At 46.1% G+C, this 18,720-nt stretch carries 21 protein-coding genes and 1 tRNA gene; 10 read left to right on the top strand and 12 right to left on the bottom strand.

Going from position 1 to position 18,720, the window contains the following annotated elements; genetic code table 11:
- Positions 1–5 precede the first annotated feature (5 nt).
- The 6 genes from FQV43_RS03305 to FQV43_RS03280 all read left to right on the top strand — a co-directional run bounded on the left by FQV43_RS03305 (position 6) and on the right by FQV43_RS03280 (position 5,958).
- A complete protein-coding gene (locus FQV43_RS03305; protein ID WP_146338860.1) occupies positions 6–1,262 on the top strand; it encodes an NRAMP family divalent metal transporter in 1,257 nt (418 codons plus the stop codon).
- A 25-nt stretch (positions 1,263–1,287) separates the two neighbouring features.
- Positions 1,288–2,079: a LamB/YcsF family protein gene (locus FQV43_RS03300; protein ID WP_146338858.1), complete on the top strand. Its 792-nt coding sequence runs from the start codon at positions 1,288–1,290 to the stop codon at positions 2,077–2,079.
- Positions 2,076–2,744 carry an allophanate hydrolase subunit 1 gene (locus tag FQV43_RS03295; RefSeq protein ID WP_146338856.1) on the top strand — a complete coding sequence of 223 codons (669 nt, stop codon included), beginning with the start codon at positions 2,076–2,078 and terminating at the stop codon, positions 2,742–2,744. Before FQV43_RS03300 ends, FQV43_RS03295 begins: the two co-directional genes overlap by 4 nt.
- Entirely contained in the window at positions 2,745–3,644 is a 900-nt protein-coding gene (locus tag FQV43_RS03290) for a biotin-dependent carboxyltransferase family protein (protein ID WP_146338854.1), read from the top strand.
- A 62-nt stretch (positions 3,645–3,706) separates the two neighbouring features.
- Positions 3,707–4,360, top strand: coding sequence for a TetR/AcrR family transcriptional regulator (locus FQV43_RS03285; protein ID WP_168195029.1), 654 nt, complete (start codon positions 3,707–3,709; stop codon positions 4,358–4,360).
- Positions 4,357–5,958, top strand: a complete 1,602-nt coding sequence (locus FQV43_RS03280) for an MDR family MFS transporter (protein ID WP_146338850.1) — start codon at positions 4,357–4,359, stop codon at positions 5,956–5,958. The genes FQV43_RS03285 and FQV43_RS03280 overlap by 4 nt, the downstream gene beginning before the upstream one ends.
- A gap of 54 nt (positions 5,959–6,012) precedes the next feature.
- Here FQV43_RS03280 and FQV43_RS03275 read toward each other — a convergent pair whose 3' ends face one another.
- The 3 genes from FQV43_RS03275 to FQV43_RS03265 all read right to left on the bottom strand — a co-directional run bounded on the left by FQV43_RS03275 (position 6,013) and on the right by FQV43_RS03265 (position 8,186).
- Positions 6,013–6,537, bottom strand: coding sequence for a GNAT family N-acetyltransferase (locus tag FQV43_RS03275; protein ID WP_144274415.1), 525 nt, complete (start codon positions 6,535–6,537; stop codon positions 6,013–6,015).
- A 128-nt stretch (positions 6,538–6,665) separates the two neighbouring features.
- Positions 6,666–7,286, bottom strand: coding sequence for a hypothetical protein (locus FQV43_RS03270; protein WP_146338848.1), 621 nt, complete (start codon positions 7,284–7,286; stop codon positions 6,666–6,668).
- Between the two features lie 168 nt (positions 7,287–7,454).
- A complete protein-coding gene (locus FQV43_RS03265) occupies positions 7,455–8,186 on the bottom strand; it encodes a LysR family transcriptional regulator substrate-binding protein (RefSeq protein ID WP_144274411.1) in 732 nt (243 codons plus the stop codon).
- A gap of 18 nt (positions 8,187–8,204) precedes the next feature.
- Here FQV43_RS03265 and FQV43_RS03260 point away from each other — a divergent pair, with 18 nt between their 5' ends.
- Positions 8,205–8,585: a DUF5997 family protein gene (locus tag FQV43_RS03260; RefSeq protein WP_144274409.1), complete on the top strand. Its 381-nt coding sequence runs from the start codon at positions 8,205–8,207 to the stop codon at positions 8,583–8,585.
- Between the two features lie 110 nt (positions 8,586–8,695).
- On the opposite strand, the gene glyA is transcribed toward FQV43_RS03260, so the two are convergent.
- Positions 8,696–9,985, bottom strand: coding sequence for a serine hydroxymethyltransferase (glyA, locus tag FQV43_RS03255; RefSeq protein ID WP_146338846.1), 1,290 nt, complete (start codon positions 9,983–9,985; stop codon positions 8,696–8,698).
- Positions 9,986–10,118: 133 nt separating this feature from the next.
- On the opposite strand from glyA, the gene coaA reads away from it, so the two are divergent.
- A complete protein-coding gene (gene coaA, locus FQV43_RS03250; RefSeq protein ID WP_144274405.1) occupies positions 10,119–11,045 on the top strand; it encodes a type I pantothenate kinase in 927 nt (308 codons plus the stop codon).
- A gap of 25 nt (positions 11,046–11,070) precedes the next feature.
- Here the strand turns inward: coaA and FQV43_RS03245 are convergent, their stop codons facing one another.
- The 3 genes from FQV43_RS03245 to mca all read right to left on the bottom strand — a co-directional run bounded on the left by FQV43_RS03245 (position 11,071) and on the right by mca (position 13,162).
- Positions 11,071–11,850 (bottom strand): isoprenyl transferase, encoded by a 780-nt coding sequence (locus FQV43_RS03245; protein WP_144274956.1) that lies wholly within the window; start codon positions 11,848–11,850, stop codon positions 11,071–11,073.
- Positions 11,851–11,924: 74 nt separating this feature from the next.
- Complete coding sequence (locus FQV43_RS03240; protein WP_144274403.1) at positions 11,925–12,215, bottom strand: hypothetical protein; 291 nt, start codon at positions 12,213–12,215, stop codon at positions 11,925–11,927.
- Positions 12,216–12,292: 77 nt separating this feature from the next.
- On the bottom strand, positions 12,293–13,162 hold the full coding sequence (gene mca / locus FQV43_RS03235; protein WP_146338844.1) for a mycothiol conjugate amidase Mca: 870 nt from the start codon (positions 13,160–13,162) through the stop codon (positions 12,293–12,295).
- Positions 13,163–13,257: 95 nt separating this feature from the next.
- Between mca and FQV43_RS03230 the strand changes: the two genes are divergently transcribed.
- The gene (locus FQV43_RS03230) at positions 13,258–13,704 is read left to right on the top strand and encodes a DUF4307 domain-containing protein (RefSeq protein WP_246846950.1); all 447 of its coding nucleotides are present in this window, start codon (positions 13,258–13,260) and stop codon (positions 13,702–13,704) included.
- Between the two features lie 116 nt (positions 13,705–13,820).
- Positions 13,821–14,342 carry a transcription elongation factor GreA gene (greA, locus tag FQV43_RS03225; RefSeq protein WP_144274397.1) on the top strand — a complete coding sequence of 174 codons (522 nt, stop codon included), beginning with the start codon at positions 13,821–13,823 and terminating at the stop codon, positions 14,340–14,342.
- A gap of 83 nt (positions 14,343–14,425) precedes the next feature.
- Here greA and FQV43_RS03220 read toward each other — a convergent pair whose 3' ends face one another.
- The 5 genes from FQV43_RS03220 to FQV43_RS03200 form a co-directional block, all read right to left on the bottom strand.
- Positions 14,426–15,244 (bottom strand): Bax inhibitor-1/YccA family protein, encoded by an 819-nt coding sequence (locus tag FQV43_RS03220; RefSeq protein WP_144274395.1) that lies wholly within the window; start codon positions 15,242–15,244, stop codon positions 14,426–14,428.
- Positions 15,245–15,394: 150 nt separating this feature from the next.
- Positions 15,395–16,507 carry a helix-turn-helix transcriptional regulator gene (locus tag FQV43_RS03215; protein WP_246846949.1) on the bottom strand — a complete coding sequence of 371 codons (1,113 nt, stop codon included), beginning with the start codon at positions 16,505–16,507 and terminating at the stop codon, positions 15,395–15,397.
- A gap of 265 nt (positions 16,508–16,772) precedes the next feature.
- Positions 16,773–17,066 carry a hypothetical protein gene (locus tag FQV43_RS03210; RefSeq protein WP_146338842.1) on the bottom strand — a complete coding sequence of 98 codons (294 nt, stop codon included), beginning with the start codon at positions 17,064–17,066 and terminating at the stop codon, positions 16,773–16,775.
- The gene (locus FQV43_RS03205) at positions 17,027–18,283 is read right to left on the bottom strand and encodes a VaFE repeat-containing surface-anchored protein (protein WP_146338840.1); all 1,257 of its coding nucleotides are present in this window, start codon (positions 18,281–18,283) and stop codon (positions 17,027–17,029) included. The genes FQV43_RS03210 and FQV43_RS03205 overlap by 40 nt, the downstream gene beginning before the upstream one ends.
- Before the next feature lie 294 nt (positions 18,284–18,577).
- Positions 18,578–18,654, bottom strand: a tRNA-Leu gene (locus FQV43_RS03200).
- Positions 18,655–18,720: the final 66 nt, after the last annotated feature.

Raw genomic sequence — 18,720 nt, 5'->3', positions numbered from 1 at the left:
CAGACATGGCTACACCTGCACAATCACAGTCATCATCCCCACAGCCCAACGCACAACAAGCAATTGCTACTGCAACAACACGCGGCAGCATTATGGGTGCAGTATTTCTCATGGCCACCAGTGCCATCGGGCCAGGGTTTTTGACCCAAACAGCCACCTTTACCAATAAGTTAGGCGCTGCTTTCGCATTCGCAATTGTCGTATCCATTCTGCTCGATATTGCCATTCAGCTTAATGTATGGCGCGTCATTGGAGTCTCTGGTCTACGCGCACAAGAACTTGGCAATCGTGTTGTACCAGGTTTAGGCTGGTTGTTGTCGGCTCTTATTGCCATAGGCGGATTTGTCTTTAATATCGGAAATATAGCTGGTGGCGGGCTTGGGCTTAATTCTATGATCGGCCTAGATCCAAAAATTGGTGGTATCATCACTGCAGCATTAGCTATTGCTATTTTTATTTTCAAGCACTTAGGTGCCGCCCTTGACAAAATCCTCGTCGTGCTAGGTATTTCCATGATGGTATTGACCTGCTACGTTGCTTTTGTCTCCCACCCACCCGTTGGGCAAGCATTGCGCAACACAGTCTTACCTGAAACAATCGACTGGCTCACCATCACCACCTTGGTTGGCGGTACCGTCGGTGGTTATATCACTTATGCTGGCGCACACCGTATGCTCGACTCAGGTCATATTGGGGTAGAGAAAGTTTCTGCACTGAGCAAATCATCAATAACTGGCATTATTTTGACCGGTATTATGCGTATCGTGCTCTTCCTTGCGGTTCTCGGTGTAGTTAGCGCTGGTGTTTCCTTAACCGATGCAGCAAATCCAGCTGGTTACGCATTCCAAGTTGCAGCAGGCGAAATCGGACTGCGCATTTTTGGTTTTGTGCTCTGGGCCGCTTCATTGAGTTCAGTGATTGGGGCAAGCTACACGTCAGCTACGTTCCTTGTACCTAATAAAGCAGATAATGTGCGGATACAAAATATCGTCACCATTGTGTTCATCACTATTTCTAGTGTTGCGTTCATTATTGTAGGTACTGCCCCTGCGCTACTTCTAGTATTTGCCGGCGCATTCAATGGTTTAGTGCTCCCCATTGGCTTTAGTGTGATTATCTTTGTCGCTTGTTTCCGTTCGCACAGTATATTGCATGGTTATCGCTATCCACGTTGGCTTATCGTCATCGGCATGATTGCCGTGGTTATCGCCTGGTTCCTTGCATGGCGCTCTTTCGGCGGAGTTTTTGAGCTACTTCACTAACACTTACTTATTGATTGGATAATCCATGTCTTTTTCTTCCGACGCACAACCAAAGTCCACTCAAACTTTCCAGATAGATCTCAACGCTGATCTTGGCGAGAGCTTTGGTAACTACCACTTAGGTTGTGATGATGACCTCTTGACGCTCATCTCCAGTGCCAATATCGCCTGTGGTTTTCATGCAGGCGATCCAATCACCTTACTGCGCACAGTAAAGAATGCACATGACAATGGTGTTCGCATTGGCGCCCATCCGGGATATCGTGATTTAGCCGGCTTTGGTCGTCGTCGTATGGACTATAGCTACACAGAACTTTATGCAGAAATTATTTATCAATTAGGTGCTATCGACGCAGCAGCACGCAGTACAGGAGCTCGTCTTGAATATGTTAAACCGCATGGTGCGCTATACAACACTATTGCGCATGATGAGCAGCAAGCTCGTGCGGTAATCGATGCAATTATAAATTTTAATCCCCAGCTCAAGCTCATGGCTTTAGCAGGTTCTCAGATTGTTCACTGGGCTCAAAAGACAGGTCTTCAGGTTATCCAAGAGGCTTTTGCTGACCGCGCCTATACGAATCAAGGCACATTAGTGCCGCGCTCTCAGCAAGGCGCAGTGCATACCAATGCTGATGTAGTTATTGCACAAGCATTAGCCCTAGCAACGCAACAGCCAGTACAAACCAGTGACGGTTCCTCTTTGCTCATTCAAGCAGATTCAATCTGTGTGCATGGCGATAATCCTCAAGCATTATTGCTCGTACAACAGATTAAAAAAGAACTATCTAGTGCAGGTGTACAAATTAGCGCATGATTATACAACCGTATGGCGATAGCGCTCTGATCCTTACATTTGAGCGACAAGACACTACCGCCACCCATCCTCGTATCCTCGATTGTGTCCTTGCAATGTATGCCCACATCAATGCTGAGTATTCACGTGATGTTGTTGATATTGTGCCTGCTGCAGAAACCATCGTTATTACAGTTGATTCTCCCCGACTCACCCCTGGCGCATTGAGTAAAAAATTAGAATGTATTGATATTCACTGCCTGCCAGCAACAATGAATGACGGGAAAACTGTCACTATTCCAGTTCATTATGACGGCCCTGACCTTGGTGTGGTAGCGCATCATTTGGGCATTGCCGAACATGAGGTTGCACAGTGGCATAGCGAGATTCGCTGGTATGCTGCTTTTGGTGGTTTTGCCCCTGGGTTTATGTATCTCGTCGCTGAGCAAACGCACCACGCTCATGCACCTCGACCGGTTTCTATTCCACGCCTTGCTACCCCACGTACGAAAATACCTGCCGGTTCCGTGGCTCTTGCTGGACATTTTAGTGCAGTTTATCCGCATCAATCCCCTGGCGGATGGCAAATTATCGGTCATACAACAAGCACTCTCTGGGATGTTAATAAAGCAGCACCGTCATTGATTTCTCCGGGAGATACTGTGCGTTTTGTGGAGGAAAAATAAATGTCCCTTCCTATTTTTGATGTACTTTCTCCAGGTGCACTCAGCCTCTACCAAGATCGTGGTCGCTGGGGTTATGCGCAGCTTGGTGTGAGCAGCTCTGGCAGTTTTGATCGTTTCTGTGCAGCCCGCGCAAATGCAGCACTCGGCAATACCGTTGATGCACCAGTAATTGAGGTACTCATGGGTGGGTTGAGTGTTCGGTTTCATGCCGCAGCACATATCATTTTTTATGGCACAGATTCACTCATTAGCATCACATCTGCTGCTGGCAAAAAAACGCATAGTTATACCGGAGCCATTATTGACGTTCAGGCTGGTGATGTCATCACGCTTGACCATGCAGACTCTCGGTTACGTACCTACTTTGCTATTCGTGGCGGGTTTGCCGTTACCCCGATTTTAGAATCTGCATCCAGCGATCGACTCAGCGGCATTGGCCCTGCCCCATTGTCTGTTGGCGATACTGCCCACTGCGCTTATGACACAGGTGAGTTTTTGGCAATGCACAATTGGTATCCCACGCTACGCCAACTGCCACCACTATGGCAGCACAAGCAGCATGAAATACTTACCGTCACCTTAGGTCCACGGGATGATTGGTTTAGTAGCACTACGGTGAGATCCTTTTTGCAGCAACGCTATCGCGTTACTTCAGAGTCAGATCGTATCGGCATCCGCTTACAGGCTCCACAGCCGATTGAACGACTCAAGACCGAAGAACTACAAAGTGAGGGAATGGTTCGAGGGTGTATTCAGATTCCGCCTAGCGGCGATCCTGTTATTTTTGGTGCTGATCATCCAGTTACTGGCGGGTATCCCGTGATTGCAGTTTTGACGCGAGAATCTTGTGATCGCTGTGCACAATTAGTTCCTGGACAGACTGTGAGCTTCACACTGTAATACACTTTTATACACTTAGTTTAATTTTGCACTCCGTGCATTTTTATACTAAGTTTATTTTAGTGACTAATGAACCACTCTCCCTAAGAGAAAGAAAGCGGCAACAAACCCGCCAGGCTATAGAAGAACATGCCACCAGGCTCGCCATTGAGCGTGGACTCAATAACGTCACGGTGGAAGATATTTGCCAAGCAGCACAAATCTCACGACGCACATTATTCAACTATGTCGAGTCCAAGGAAGCAGCCATTATTGGCACCCCGCCAAGAGATATTCCTGCTGAAGAACAAGAAAAATTCCTCAGTCAGCCACATAGCGATCTCATTGCCGCCACTATGGAACTCTATCTTGACAATACGATCTCAGCACAGTTTGTTGATGAAACTACCGCTGCGGAAATTTTACGTCGTCGTAAGCATATCCGACGAGAAAACCCAAGTTTAGCCCATCTTTCTTCAGCAAACCATCACGAGTTCTTTAGTAATCTACATGAATTGCTCACTCAATATCTCACGCGTTACCCAGAGCAAAGGATATTGACCATGCATTCTGTGGAGCATGAGGCAAACCATATTGCAAAAATTGCTTTTTACGCTGTTCATCTCGGCTTTATGGAATGGATAGATTCACCAAAAGAAAGTTTTGCCACGTTAAGGCGTAAATGCCACCACAATCTTGACTCACTATCAACTCTTGCATCAGAAAGAATAAAATGACTCACACGACTACGACCACTACCGATTATAAAAAAGACACCAGCACCAATTCCCGTGTGTGGTTAATTATCTCTACGCTCATGCTCAGTATGCTCATGAGTGCACTTGGGCAAATGATTTTCTCCACCGCACTACCGACGATCGTCGGTGAGCTTGGCGGCGTCGATCATATGTCCTGGGTTATTAGCGCTTTCTTACTCGGACAAACTATCGCCATGCCGTTCTTCGGCAAACTCGGTGACCAGCTCAATAAAAAACCATTATTCATTGGGGCAAATATCACTTTTATCATTGGCTCAATACTCGGTGCTCTTGCACAATCAATGCCCATCCTTATTATCGGTCGTGCAATCCAAGGTATTGCAGCTGGTTCCATGATGATTCTGTCCCAAGCTATTACCGCTGAGGTCACCAGTGCTCGTGAACGTGGAAAATTCATGGGTGTCATGGGATCAGTTTTTGGTTTTGCTTCAGTGCTTGGCCCTCTAGCAGGCGGTTGGTTTACCGACGGCCCTGGCTGGCGCTGGGGAATGTGGCTTAACGTTCCACTAGGACTGATCGCAATCATCGCCATCAGCATTTTGCTAAAACTACCTACTAAAAAACAAACCTTCCAGGTGGACTGGTTAGGTACAGCCACCATGTCCATTGCAACAGCTGCCCTTATTCTCTTCATCACCTGGGGCGGACGTGATTACGCCTGGACAAGCACCACGATCATTTCGCTTATTTGCGTATGTATTATTTTCAGCATTATTTTCATCTTCGTTGAGAGCAGAGTCGCTAATCCATTAATTTCCATTGAGCTTTTTAAGAATAAAAACTTTATCCTCTGCACAGCTGCTGGATTCTCTACTGGAATTTTCATGTTCGGAACTATTGCTTATCTGCCCACATATTTCCAGATGGTTCATCATCTCTCTCCTACCCGAGCTGGATTAATGATGATTCCAATGATGGCAAGCATGATCATCACCTCCACTGCCATTGGCAATATCATTACCCGGACAGGACGCTATAAGTTCTTTCCGATTCTAGGGCAAAGCATTATGGCACTCGCGCTTTTCTTGCTCAGCACTATGTCTGCCGACGACTCACTCATGAAAGTAGGACTTTACCTAGCAGTATTCGGTTTTGGTCTTGGTGCCACCATGCAAGTTTTGGTACTGATTGTCCAAAACTCTTTCTCCTTGTCTCACGTGGGTACTGCTACTGGTACAAATAACTTTTTCCGCCAAGTTGGCGGTAGCCTTGGCGCAGCTCTTGTCGGTTCTATTTTCTTAACCGGACTCAAAAATCACTTAAGCACTGCTATTCCACAAGCACTTGCTAAAGCACAACACATGGGTATTGATATGTCCCAACTAGCAGGTGCTACAGGCGGTGGCATGGATACAAGCAGCTTGACCCCAGCAACAGTAACAACTCTACCGCAGCCATTCCAAGATGCCATTGCAGTTTCTTATAATGATGCGCTTACTCCGGTATTCCTCTATCTCATTCCTCTCGCTGTTCTTTCCGTCATTGCATTATTCTTTGTGCAGGAACAAGAACTAAGCACAGCGACAATTTTCGATAAAGAAAACCACACAAAGTAAAACGCACCTTAGCCCCATACAAAAAAGCTGGTATCGATTGATACCAGCTTTTTACTACTCTTCTACAGGCAATAATTTTTCATAAATATCTGTACCGCGCCATTGACCCGCCATTTCTCCATAGGTCATCTTTGCCAACCGAGTAAAAGACGCTACTTTCTTAAAGCCACGAGATTCATGCAGCTTGATCGAACCTGTGTTTTCCGGGAAAATCCACGAATGGATAGCACTCTTACCCAAATCTTGACACACTTGAGCAAGACTATCAATGAGCGCACCAGCCACACCTCGACCGCGTGCATCTTGATGTATATAGATTGAATCCTCTACAACATCATCAAACACACTCCGCGCAGAAATAGGTGCTGCAGTAACCCAGCCTAAAACTTTTGTGTCATCCTGCTTTTCCACTGCAACCAACATGGTTTCAGTGATCTTCTTTTGCGAAAACTCTTCCCAGGTAGGCGCCTCTGTCTCGAAGGTAGCATGACCTGTCGCTAAGCCCATCAAGTATATTTCCTGTACCTGACTAAAATCAGAGCGTCGCATAGGGCGAATCACGAAGTCTTTTGCTGTCATGTTTTTAGATTATTCCTAAACTTTCGTATTGGTGCAAACTTTCAATACACTTTTTATCTGCGCTTTTGCCAACAAAAAGACTCTCTATCACGCAAATGATAAGAGAGTCTTAGATTTTACTGAGTTACTTAGCTGTTGTTGATCTTTGGACCAAAGCCATTGCCCTCATCAACCCAGTCGATAGAACCATGAGCAAATTTCTGGTTCCAACCATTTTCCACAGTTTCTTCAGCAGCCAATGGAGCACCAACAGAAGACTTCAAGCCACCTTCAGCCTTCCAAGTTTCGGCAATTTTACCAATAACTGGAACAACTTTACCTTCTGCGTTGTACACAGCGAAGGTACCGTCGGAAAGCTCAATGCTGTAGGTGCCATCTTCGCCTTCTTCATAAGCAACAGCTTCATCAGCCTCATGAGCTGCATCTGCTAGAGCATCTGGAACCTCAACAGTGCTGCCGTCGGAAAGCTTTACTTCTTTAGTTTCCATAGCTTCCTTGGCTGAATCTACTGCAGAACCAGCAGCCTCAGTTGCTTTTGCGCCAGCTTCTTTTACCTCAGATACAGCGTTAGAACCAGCTTCTTTCGCTTTATCCAAAGCATTATCCGCAGAATCGCCTGCTTCATTCTTTACGCTCACTGCAGCGTCTTTTGCCTTTTGTGCATCCTCACCAGAGCAAGCAACAAGACCTGCACTAAGAGTCAAACCAGCAACACCTGCGACAAGACCACGAACTAGACGGTTAGACATTTTCTTACCTTTCATAAGTAAATAATTAATTAAAAGTAAACGGAGTATTTCTACACCGCTTTCCACCTTGCCTGGTTTATCAGCAGGACGCAAATAATCAGCAAAATCGTTAAGGTTTAGACATGAGATAGTTACCTAATCGTGTCCTTTCCCATAGCGAAAACACCATTACCTGCGCTTTTTCTTTCGACGTCCAATCTGACTATTTTTAGCCTTCGCAAACCGTGGAGTCGACTGTTGCGCTTTGCGCTTTTGTTTATCAAGTGTCTTTTGCCTTGCCGAACGCTTTGGCAGAGCCTGCCTGGAAGAATTGGCGGTCCTGCCCTTAGCTATCCCCACAAAATCTTGAATCGCAGCGCAATCGCGGTCTTTATACCACACTAAAGCGATGCTACTTTCTGGACTATCCCCAATGAACCCCCGATGTACTACTTCTTTTTTCGCTAGCACTTTCAGAATGGGACGAGGTGCAAGTACCACACCAACATTTGCGGCGGCCACACTCAACCCAGTTCTTATTTGCGCTATATCCAGCTTCTGCCCAGATAACCAGCGGTAATTGATGATTTCCCCTGCTAGTTCTTCTTGGGAAACTGTCTCATAAAGACTCAACGTATGCTCTTTAGAAAAAGCAATTCCTGGTTGTTCTGCATAAAGTTGCACAATATGCACGTGATCGCCTAACTCATCTAGCCGAGCGTCAGGCAAACGCACTAGAGCCAGATCAGCACTAGGAATATCTTGGTCTTTGGCTAAGCCCAGCTGATCCTGGGCTGCTAATAATGATTCCAGAGGATCATCACTGGAAAAAGTATGGAGTGTCTCATCTTTGGTACGCTCGTTGAAACGATGGAACCATTTTTCTGGTTCGGTACCGGTAACGAAACTTAAAGTCAACATAAAACTAATGCTACCGTTATAAGTGTGAATGAAGAATCTGGATTACAGCCATCGGGCACTGCTATGCGCCCTCAAACTGCTGCGAAAAAATTAGGTATTTACTTACCAGCAACGCCACAAGAATTTCAGTCTGGGGCAATTACCCATCAAGAACTGGCTCTACTGCTTAAAGAACCACCTCAGTGGCTTCAGCAATTGCGCAAAGAAGGACCACATCCTCGCCCCATTGTGGCGCAAAAACTTGGTATTACTATTGCAGCGCTCAAACGCAATGATATGGATAAACCACTTACTACAGCGCAGATCAAGGCGTTACTTGCAGATCAGCCACAGTGGTTACGCGAAGCACGTACCGAACTTGCACAATCGCGTGAAGAAAAACAGAAGAAGTCTGAGTAAAATAACGTATCCGCGTCCTCAGGACTTAGTGACTTAGTGCATTCTCAGTACGGTTCCGTACGCAAAAAATTCTTCCCCTGCAGAGCATACCTGTAGGGGAAGTTTTATCTCTAGAGTAGTTTCCAGTCTTCTAAGCCTTCATAGAGTGGATACTGCTCTACCAGTTTTTGTACCCTGGCGCGCAATGCTGGTATATCTGCACCGTCACCAGCTACAAGAGCTTGAGCAATGATGTCCGCTACCTCACTAAACGCAGCTGAGTCAAAGCCACGAGTTGCCAAAGCAGGAGTTCCGATACGCAACCCAGAGGTAACCATTGGTGGGCGTGGATCAAACGGAACAGCGTTACGATTTACCGTGATACCAACTTTGTGCAATAAATCTTCTGCTTGTTGACCATCCATCTGAGAATTGCGCAGATCAACCAAAACCAAGTGCACATCAGTACCACCAGTAAGTACGTCAATACCTGCTGCCTGAGCGTCGGAGGCAATTAAACGATCCGCTAGAATCTGCGCGCCCTCAATTGTACGAGCTTGACGATCCTTGAACTCATCTGTGGCTGCTGCTTTCATCGCCACTGCTTTAGCTGCGACAGCGTGCATCAATGGTCCGCCCTGCTGACCAGGAAATACTGCCGAGTTGAGTTTCTTTGCCCACTCTTGTTTAGCCAGAATCATACCGGAGCGTGGTCCGCCTAGAGTCTTGTGCACAGTAGTCGAAACTACATCTGCATAAGGAACAGGCGAAGGATGTAATCCAGCAGCTACAAGACCTGCAAAGTGTGCCATATCAACCCAGAGTTTTGCACCTACTTCATCAGCAATCGCACGGAATGCAGCAAAATCTTGCTGGCGTGGATAAGCAGACCAACCGGCAATAATGACCGCAGGTTTCTCTTTCAGCGCTTGCTGGCGGATTTTATCCATGTCGATTCGGAATGTTTCTGGATCAACTTCATAGGCACAGGCTTGATACAGTTTTCCAGAAAAGTTCAAGTGCATTCCGTGTGTAAGATGCCCACCATGCGCTAAAGATAGACCAAGAATTTTATCGCCAGGATTTGCCAATGCCATCAATACTGCTGCATTTGCTTGTGCACCTGCGTGTGGCTGCACGTTAGCAAACTCAGCACCAAAGAGCTCTTTTGCGCGCTGACGTGCAAGATCTTCAACAATATCCGCGTGTTCGCAGCCCCCATAATACCGACGACCTGGATAACCTTCTGCATACTTATTAGTAAAGACAGATCCTTGTGCTTGGAGCACTGCACGCGGCACAAAGTTTTCCGAAGCAATCATTTCTAGGGTAGAGCGCTGGCGATCAAGCTCACCGGAAATAGCTGCTGCAACTTCTGGGTCGAACTCTGCAAGCGACTGATAGCGAATATCGTTAGTCATTAACCTCAGTGCCTTTCATTATGGTTGGTAAAACCAGTTATTTTCCCAATCTATCTGGGACTTTTGCTCAAGAACTATATTCTTTCCCCTATCTTACTTGATATTGTGCTAGCCACACTACACAATAGGGTCTATGGCTCGCCCAAAAGATTCCAGTCCTTATCTCGACTTTGATCGAGAAAGCTGGCGTCATCTCCGAAAGTCTATGCCTCAAGTTCTTACCGAAGAAGAAGTGGTGGCACTACGTGGTGTCGGTGAAAATGTTGACCTCACCGAAGTAACAGAGGTTTACCTACCACTTTCGCGTCTTATTCATCTTCAGGTGCAAGCACGCCAAGAACTTACTGCGGCTACTGAAACATTCTTGGGTGATCGCTTTAGTCATGTGCCGTTTGTCATCGGTGTTGCAGGCTCAGTTGCTGTAGGAAAATCCACCACTGCACGTTTATTGCAAGTGCTCTTGCAACGCTGGGATTCTCATCCACGGGTTGACCTTGTCACTACCGACGGGTTTCTTTTCCCCGCTGCTGAACTAGATAAGCGTGGAATTATGGAGCGCAAAGGTTATCCAGAAAGCTATGATCAACGTGCTCTCCTTCGTTTTGTTACTGACGTAAAATCAGGCAAAGCACACGTCCAAGCACCTGTATATTCACATACTCGCTATGACCGCATTCCCGATGAAACTATCGACGTCGATCGTCCCGACATTTTGATTGTTGAAGGGCTTAATGTACTCCAAACCGGACCAACTCTCACAATCAGTGATCTTTTCGATTTTTCTGTGTACGTCGATGCTAAAACTCACGACATCGAACGCTGGTATATTGAGCGTTTTCTTCAACTACGCCATTCCGCCTTTCGACAACCAGACGCGCATTTTTCGCATTATGCAGATATGTCAGATGAGCAAGCAATAGCTGAGGCTCGCAATATATGGCAAACGATTAATTTGCCTAACCTCGTAGAAAACATTTTGCCTACCCGAGTACGGGCTTCTTTAGTGCTCAGCAAAGGAACAGACCACAGCATTAAACGCGTAAGAATGCGCAAAATCTAATCGACCGATAACAGATAAGAGCCGATCACTTACCAAACCGACGGCTACGTTTAGAATAATCACGCAGAGCGCGCAAAAAGTCTATACGTCGAAAAGCTGGCCAATACGTATCGGTGAACCATATTTCAGAATAGGCTGACTGCCATAATAAAAATCCCGATAAGCGCTGCTCGCCACTGGTACGGATCACAAGATCTGGGTCTGGTTGCCCAGAAGTATAAAGATGCGCCGAGATTGAATCCACGGAAATTGCGTTTGCGAGTTGTTCAGGCTGGGTTTGGGCTGCAATTTCAGTATTGATTAGTGTCCTTACTGCATCAACAATCTCTTGGCGCCCCCCGTAACCAACAGCAACATTGACTGTAATTCCCTGGTGCTTGTCGGTAGCTTGCGCAGCGCGCTCTACCCTCTGACGAAATTGATCCGGCAATAGATCCAAGTGCCCTACCAAACGCACCCTGCATTTTGTTTCTAAGGCAGCGAGTTCATCCACAACATCCGCAATGATATCAAATAAGAGCTGCAATTCTACGTCGCTACGGGAAAGATTTTCAGTGGATAGCAGATATATCGTGACCAGCTCAACTGTGGTTGACTGACACCAACGCACTAACTCGCCAATTTTACGTGCGCCAACTCTGTGACCATGCGTTACGTCGCTAAAGCCCGCTTCTTTTGCCCAACGACGATTCCCATCGCACATTACTGCAACGTGCTTAGGCTGAGCCGCATCAGCTAATTCTTTGAGCAGGCGACGCTCATAGAAAGGGTACACTGTCTCTAGCATTGCATTGCGCAAGCGCATTGAGGTTTTCTCAACTACCGTTGCTACGCTGTCGATATTCACGATTCCCCTTTCCTCTTATTGCAAATGCCCTGTTAGAACCAATGTTTCTTACGCTGATCCAATACTCCTGCCTCAGCCATTGCCTTATCTAATTCCTGCTCATCAAACAAGTTAATGCCATGTTCTTCTGCAAATAGGCGACGTCGGTTCATTCGGCTATACCGACGATGAAAAGCCCAACCAATATAGAGCACTAAACAAACCAAGACAATGAGCACAAGCCAACCAATGGGCGAGGCTTTACCAAACTCAGATCCTTCTGGCCCTGGTCCTTGTTGTGCCCAAAAAACCACTGCGGATACATCAGCAATAGCCGTTGTCATTGTTCTTCCTCATTTTCTTGTTCTGTTAGGTTACTCAAGTTATCCAGTTACATTGTATGCGTATCTGCCACATTAACCTACTCAGTGGTATCCACAAGCCCGTGGAATAAATCATTTTCCGGCATAGTTACTGGAACACGGGTACGCGCAAGCTCAAACTCCTCAGTTGGCCACAATAATCGCTGTTTATCAGTAGGTACTGCCAAAAACATTCCCTCTGGATCAATTTGAGTAGCATGTGCTAATAGTGCTGCATCGCGTTTGTCAAAAAAAGCTGCTGCCGCTACACGGGTAGTTACCCTAGCCATAATATCTGCCCCATCTTGTGGCCACTGAGCTAAAATTTCTGCAAAAGGCGACTGCGCGCCATCATTGACCAAAGACGTATGTAATAATTCAATTCTTTCGCGAATAAAGCCATGCGTATAGTACAACTTGAGTGGTGTCCACGGTTCACATTCAGGTAGATAATGGGGATCACCTGCTTTTTCCCATGCCAGCAGCGATACCTCATGCACTTTAAGATGATCTGGATGCGGATACCCACCATTTTCGTCATAGGTGATAATGACGTGCGGACGAAATAATCGAATCTCACGCACCAGTTTTTCTACAATCTCTGCTGTATCTGCCAAGGCAAAGCAACCAGAAGGTAATTCAGGTAGCGGCTGTCCTTCTGGCAAGCCAGAATCAACATACCCAAGCCACATATGCTCTACCCCTAAGGCGGCAGCAGCTTTTTCCATTTCTTGACGTCGAATAGCAGCGATATTGTGTGCATTCTCGACTGTGTCCATTGCTGGATTGAGGATATCTCCACGTTCTCCCCCAGTACACGTAATAACTTTAACGCGGTGTCCCTCTGCACTATAACGCGCCATTGTGGCAGCACCTTTACTCGACTCATCGTCTGGATGGGCATGAATCGCCAAAAGTCTCCGCTTCACTACTACCGGCCTCGCCTTCTGCTATAGAAAATGCTTTGCGACGTATTCTATACCCCTTTGTTCATCTTGTGTTTTTAGTGCCTATAATAAGTGGCATGACTTCTCCTCAAGTTCGTGCGACAACCAGGCAACGATATAGCCACGCTGCAGATAAGCACTCAAATTTTTCTGGGAAAATTTTTGCCATTTTGATCGTGGTCATTGTGTTCTGCATTGTGATTGCCGCTGTGCGATTCTTTCAGGCTCGTGGAGATGCAACAGTCCAAGGGAAAACTGGAACTGTAGAGCGTATTGATGATCGCACTTTTCGTCTTGGAGCAGATATCACCCGCACTAAGCTCAATGAACCAACTTATTGCATCGTCAAAGCACTTAATTATGATATGGCTGAGGTTGGACGCAGAGAAGTAGTGATTCCGGCAGGAGGAAAAAAGCTAGAGCGGGTCAATGTGGACATTACTACTACAGAACCTGCGGTTTCAGCTACAGTCTATGGTTGTTCAGAGAATATCCCATTCTATCTTGATATTCCTAGCCGCTAGGTAGCATTGCTCCCTTTGAGATCCTGCTGTAGCCCAGTAGTGTGTGCTAAGATATGCTGCTGTTAGCTACATAATCATTTCCAGATAAAAATAAAGTTCAGAGAGGTTTTTCATCAATGAGTGATAACCAAAAGCAGTACATTACCCCAGAAACAAAGGCAAAACTTGAGGAAGAACTCAATGCCCTGATTGCGCACCGTCCAGTGGTAGCGGCTGAAATTAATGAGCGCCGTGAAGAAGGTGACCTCAAAGAAAATGCGGGTTATGATGCCGCTCGTGAAATGCAGGATCAAGAAGAGGCTCGTATTAAACAAATCTCTGAGATTCTCGCTAACTCCACTACTGAACGTACTGGCGTTGTTGAAGGTGTAGCACACGTTGGTTCAGTGGTACACGTTTATTACAACGGCGATAAATCAGATAAAGAGACTTTCCTGATTGGTACTCGTGCTGCTGCTTCTGATAACAAAGATTTAGAAACTTATTCTGAGCAATCCCCACTTGGTGCCGCTATCATTGGTGCTCAAGAAGGTGAAACCCGTGAATACTCTACACCAAGTGGTAAAACAATCAGCGTAACAATTGTTTCTGCTGAACCTTATGATTCTAACAAAGCCGCTACCCCGCGTCGTTCATAATCTGTAGCATAAAAAATGTCCTGGATGATTATCTCATCCAGGACATTTTTGGCACTATGGCAGGTACACAGAAAATCTAGCAGTTAGCGTTGCTGGAAGTAACTCAGCAAACGCAGAATCTCGGTATAGAGCCAGACAAGGGTCACTGCCAAACCAAGTGCTACGCCCCAAGCCATATGTGCTGGTGCACCGCGACGAATAAGACGATCAGCAACATCAAAGTCTTGTAAGAAGCTCATGGCACCAAGTCCAATGCACACTAGAGAGAAGATGATGGCAATTGGGCCACCGTCACGCAATACATTGCTGATACCAAGCATAGAAAGAATAAAATTACCAAGGATCAGAACAAGCACACCAACCATACATGCAGTAAGAATGCGGTTAAATTTTGGTGTTACTTTGACTGCACCTGTTTTATACACATAAAGCATTCCAAGGAATACACCGATTGTGCCAAGGATCGCTTGACCAATAAGGGCACCAGCATTTGCAGAGCCAACAAGCATTCCTGAAAGAATGAGAGAGAAACCGCCAAGTGCGAGCCCCTCAAAACCAGCGTAGATAAGAGTAACTGCCGCAGAACCATATTTCTTAGAGAAACTGGAAACCAGGACAGTAACAAAAGCACCAATTGCTCCCACCAAAGCAAGAATCATAGAAACACTTGGGTTAAATTGCGCAAGAACCATATTGGCAGCGGCAAACGCAATAATAACTCCTAGAGTGATACCAGTTTTAGAAACAACATCATCAACGGTCATAGGACGTTGATCAGCATCTGCACTAGGAAATTGGTTATATGGAGCCTGCTGTAGCTCAGGCGATAATGAGTTTTGCTCTTGAGCACGTTTAGCTGAGCTTTTTTCTAATGAGCTCAACACAGGATTGCTACTACGCATTGCGATACCTTCCCGTTATATGACTGGTTTTATTAGTTATTACATAACCAATAACTGCACAAGCCCTTAATTAGTTCCCAATCATCACGATTTTCGCATAGATCCCTATAAGACCTGCAAAAAAAATATCAATGCGCATGACACAGACTACTAAAGAAACATCGGTTGCAACTGTTGCTGCGCTACTGTGAGCTCAGCTTTTTCTAATGCATGGAAACCGCGTTGCTGATCATAATTTACTTGTTTAATTGCAGTTATTGCTTCTGCTAAGGAGCTAATGTCTTGTGCAACAACGCCAGGAACAGGAATTGCAATAGAACCTGCTGCGATATCTACTCTGGTGGTAGTTCCCGCAGGAACGGTAATTGTTTCACCAGTACCTACGAATCGACAATACCCTTTGGTGGTAACTGTCGCGGTTCCTTGATAAATCCATAGGAGTTGGTCGTAGTCGCAACGCGCAAAAACGGTAGAAGCAGGAATTTTATGCGCCAAGGTTTTTTCTTGCATGGCGTCATAGTTTTTCATAGTTGTTCGCGCACGCGAACTAAAAGAGCGTGGTGTCATACCTGTGTGTCGTCGAAAAGCACGAATGAGTGAGCTTGTAGCATCAAAACCCACCATGTCAGACACATCCGCAACAGTGAAGTCGTGTGCCAGCAATTTAGCCGCAATATGTACTCGATACGCAGCCCGCCATTCACTAAAAACCATTCCGGTATCTGCTTGGAATTGACGCTGCACAGTACGAGTGCTTACCTGTAGCTTTTGTGCAAATTCAAGCAAAGAAGTATGTTCTGCAGGATTGCTCACCAAGGCCTCAGCTACTGTACGGGCAACTGCTGCATGCGGCATAGCAGGAGCGGATACCGTTGGCATCGGTAGCTGTTGTCGCAAAAAGTCAGCGAACTCAGCAGATATATTGTGACTACCCAATAGGCTCAACGAATACTCGAAGATAAGCCGTGCAGACCACTGCACACCCAGGGAAATGCAATGCGTTGTTTGTGCCCAAATCTCATGCTCATTATGCAAAGTATGGTGGTATGGGATTTCTAAAGTAACACCTTGCCCAGAAATAAAAGCACCTTGCGGCGCAATGACTAAATCACCTGCTTGTATCTGCAACACACGATCAGGAGCATTAACTGTGGCGTTACCTTCGTGGCACCACACGAGAATACTCCCGACGCCACCTCTAATCGAACCAGGGCATTTCGTTTTTTCCCCTGTTGTTTTTGTGTCTATCATTCGCTCGCTCACCACCGTCTTTTCCTCCAGCAGTTCACCATTATTGAGCTCGATGCCATGCCGAAGTACATACTTGTGCTATGCCTAATTTTGCCCAGCATAACATAAACTAAGGCTAACCTTAAAATTTTTGATTTCCGCAAAAAGAAACCATATGCACCGCTGTGGTACATATGGTTCTTGACTACAATCTGCCATCCATGTAGACAATTGAATTCGATTTTATTGTTCCACCATCATATGGAAAAACGAATTATCACATTGCACTACTTGTAGCTTAGGCAATATATGCTGGCACACCTGCAACTATCGAACCAGAAGGAACAGACTTAATCTTTTTGCGCTCTTTCGTTCCAGCTACCTCGGAACTACGAGAGGTTTTTGCTTCAGTTCCGCTAGTTTTAGCCTTGGTCTTCACAGTTGTCACTGAAACAGCAGGCTCTTTGCCTTGTGCAGCTTTCGCTTCCTTCTTTGATTCTGCCTTTGGCTCCTGAGACTCAACTGCCTTTACAGTTTCTTTAGATTCTTCTTTTACCGTGGTGGTAGTAACCGTAACCTCAGGCTTTGGCAAAACATGGGCTTGGTCAGCGCTTTCAGCTTTATCACTATCGGAATCATTTGATTCATTATCAGCAGAAGGCTTAGGTTCAGGTGCTGGTGTGGTGGTCGTGGTCGCAGACTCAGACTCTTCCTCCTTAGCCGCACTGGTCGTCGTGGTGGTAGTCTGGTCGTCGTGGTGGTAGTTGTTGCGGTCGCAGACTCAGAATTATCCTCTGCTGACTCAGTCTCACTCTCCGATCCAGCAGGAGGTTGCTGGGCTACCGGTGCAGGTTGCTCGCACACCGATGTGAGAACCTGATCGGCACTAGCTAGCTCCTCAGCATCAGCGATGATATTTGCGTCTTGCTCACCTCGTGGTGCGTAAACACCCTCTTTATCCACCTGCTTGGAAATAACAGAGGCAACCACTACTGCTTTTTCGATGTCCTTTACGTCTGGATCAACCGGAATTACTACATTTGCTGTACCTGAGGACTCGGTAGGAGTAAATGGATGTGAAGCAGTACCAAGAACTGTCTCGTCTTTCTCATTCACCAATTTCGCGTCGATCCTGTAGATCTTATTAGGAATGAGATTTTCATATGTGATCGTCTCGACAATGTTTTGTCCTGTCTCAATGCATTTATCCTGCTCATCGTTGAAAGAAGCAGCTGCCTTGAAAGTAGGCGCGGACACATTGCGACTCTCTGGCGATTCTAGGCTCTTGAAAGTTTCCTCATCAGCAATTTTCAATAGGATTCTGTCATTGCTGCCATCCCATTGTGCCGCTGGTCTAATGATCTTTGCCTCGGTTGTACCATTAATTTCTCTTTCGTCATTCCAAGCATATGCAAAGTCAAATCCCGTATAAATTTCTGGATTAGGATTAGTTACCGACGCAATAATCGTGTCAGTATCAGCAATGGAATCATCATTGTATGACCACACTCCACCATTACCTGTGGTAACAGTGTCGATCTTCTCAGGTTCTTGCCCTTCAGCACCAGCTTTGTAGAGATCAACTTTCACTCCAGGCAAAGCTAGTACATGGTCAGTGCTCGCAGTATTTACCCTATCGAACTGACCATCTCCATCTGCATCATACCAAGCCAAAACTGCACCAGTCAGAGGGTTCGTAGCTGCTTTTGCTGGCACACCAGCAGCAAAGGTCAAGCCCGAAAAAGCTAGAACGCTAGCTGTTGCACCATAAACCAAGCGCTTTGTAACGCGTTTCGATTCCGACATCATTAACAAGCTCCTCGTTGTGCTTCTTGCACACAAAATAAGTCCTGCATTTTACTTATGCCCACAGCACTAATCCGCACCGTCGCAAGTAAAAACTTACCGACTCTCCCCCGCTTGTCAATCGCTAAGAACAAAAAAGTTTGCTTAATCACCCCAAATATCGGGTTAATACCCCCCTATACGAGAATAAGAGGTTTTAATCTTGGTGATGCCCTAGCGTCGTATCATTTTTATTTGGATATTTTGGGCACGCCCTTAAGGTCCCATGCCTCTATTTTCCAGCGTTTATGCTAGTAGTGGTGCCCCCAGTGAGACTCGAACTCACACTGAATGGATTTTAAGTCCACTGCCTCTGCCGATTGGGCTATGGGGGCTTTCGCGCAACCTAGTTTAGTAGATTGCGCCCTCAAACCCTAAACAGCAGGTCATAACCTTGTTTC

The organism is Corynebacterium sp. sy039, assembly GCF_007904105.1.
Lineage (GTDB): Bacteria > Actinomycetota > Actinomycetes > Mycobacteriales > Mycobacteriaceae > Corynebacterium.
The sequence above is the reverse complement of the archived record's forward strand: the minus strand, read 5'-3'. Positions and strand labels throughout refer to the sequence as shown.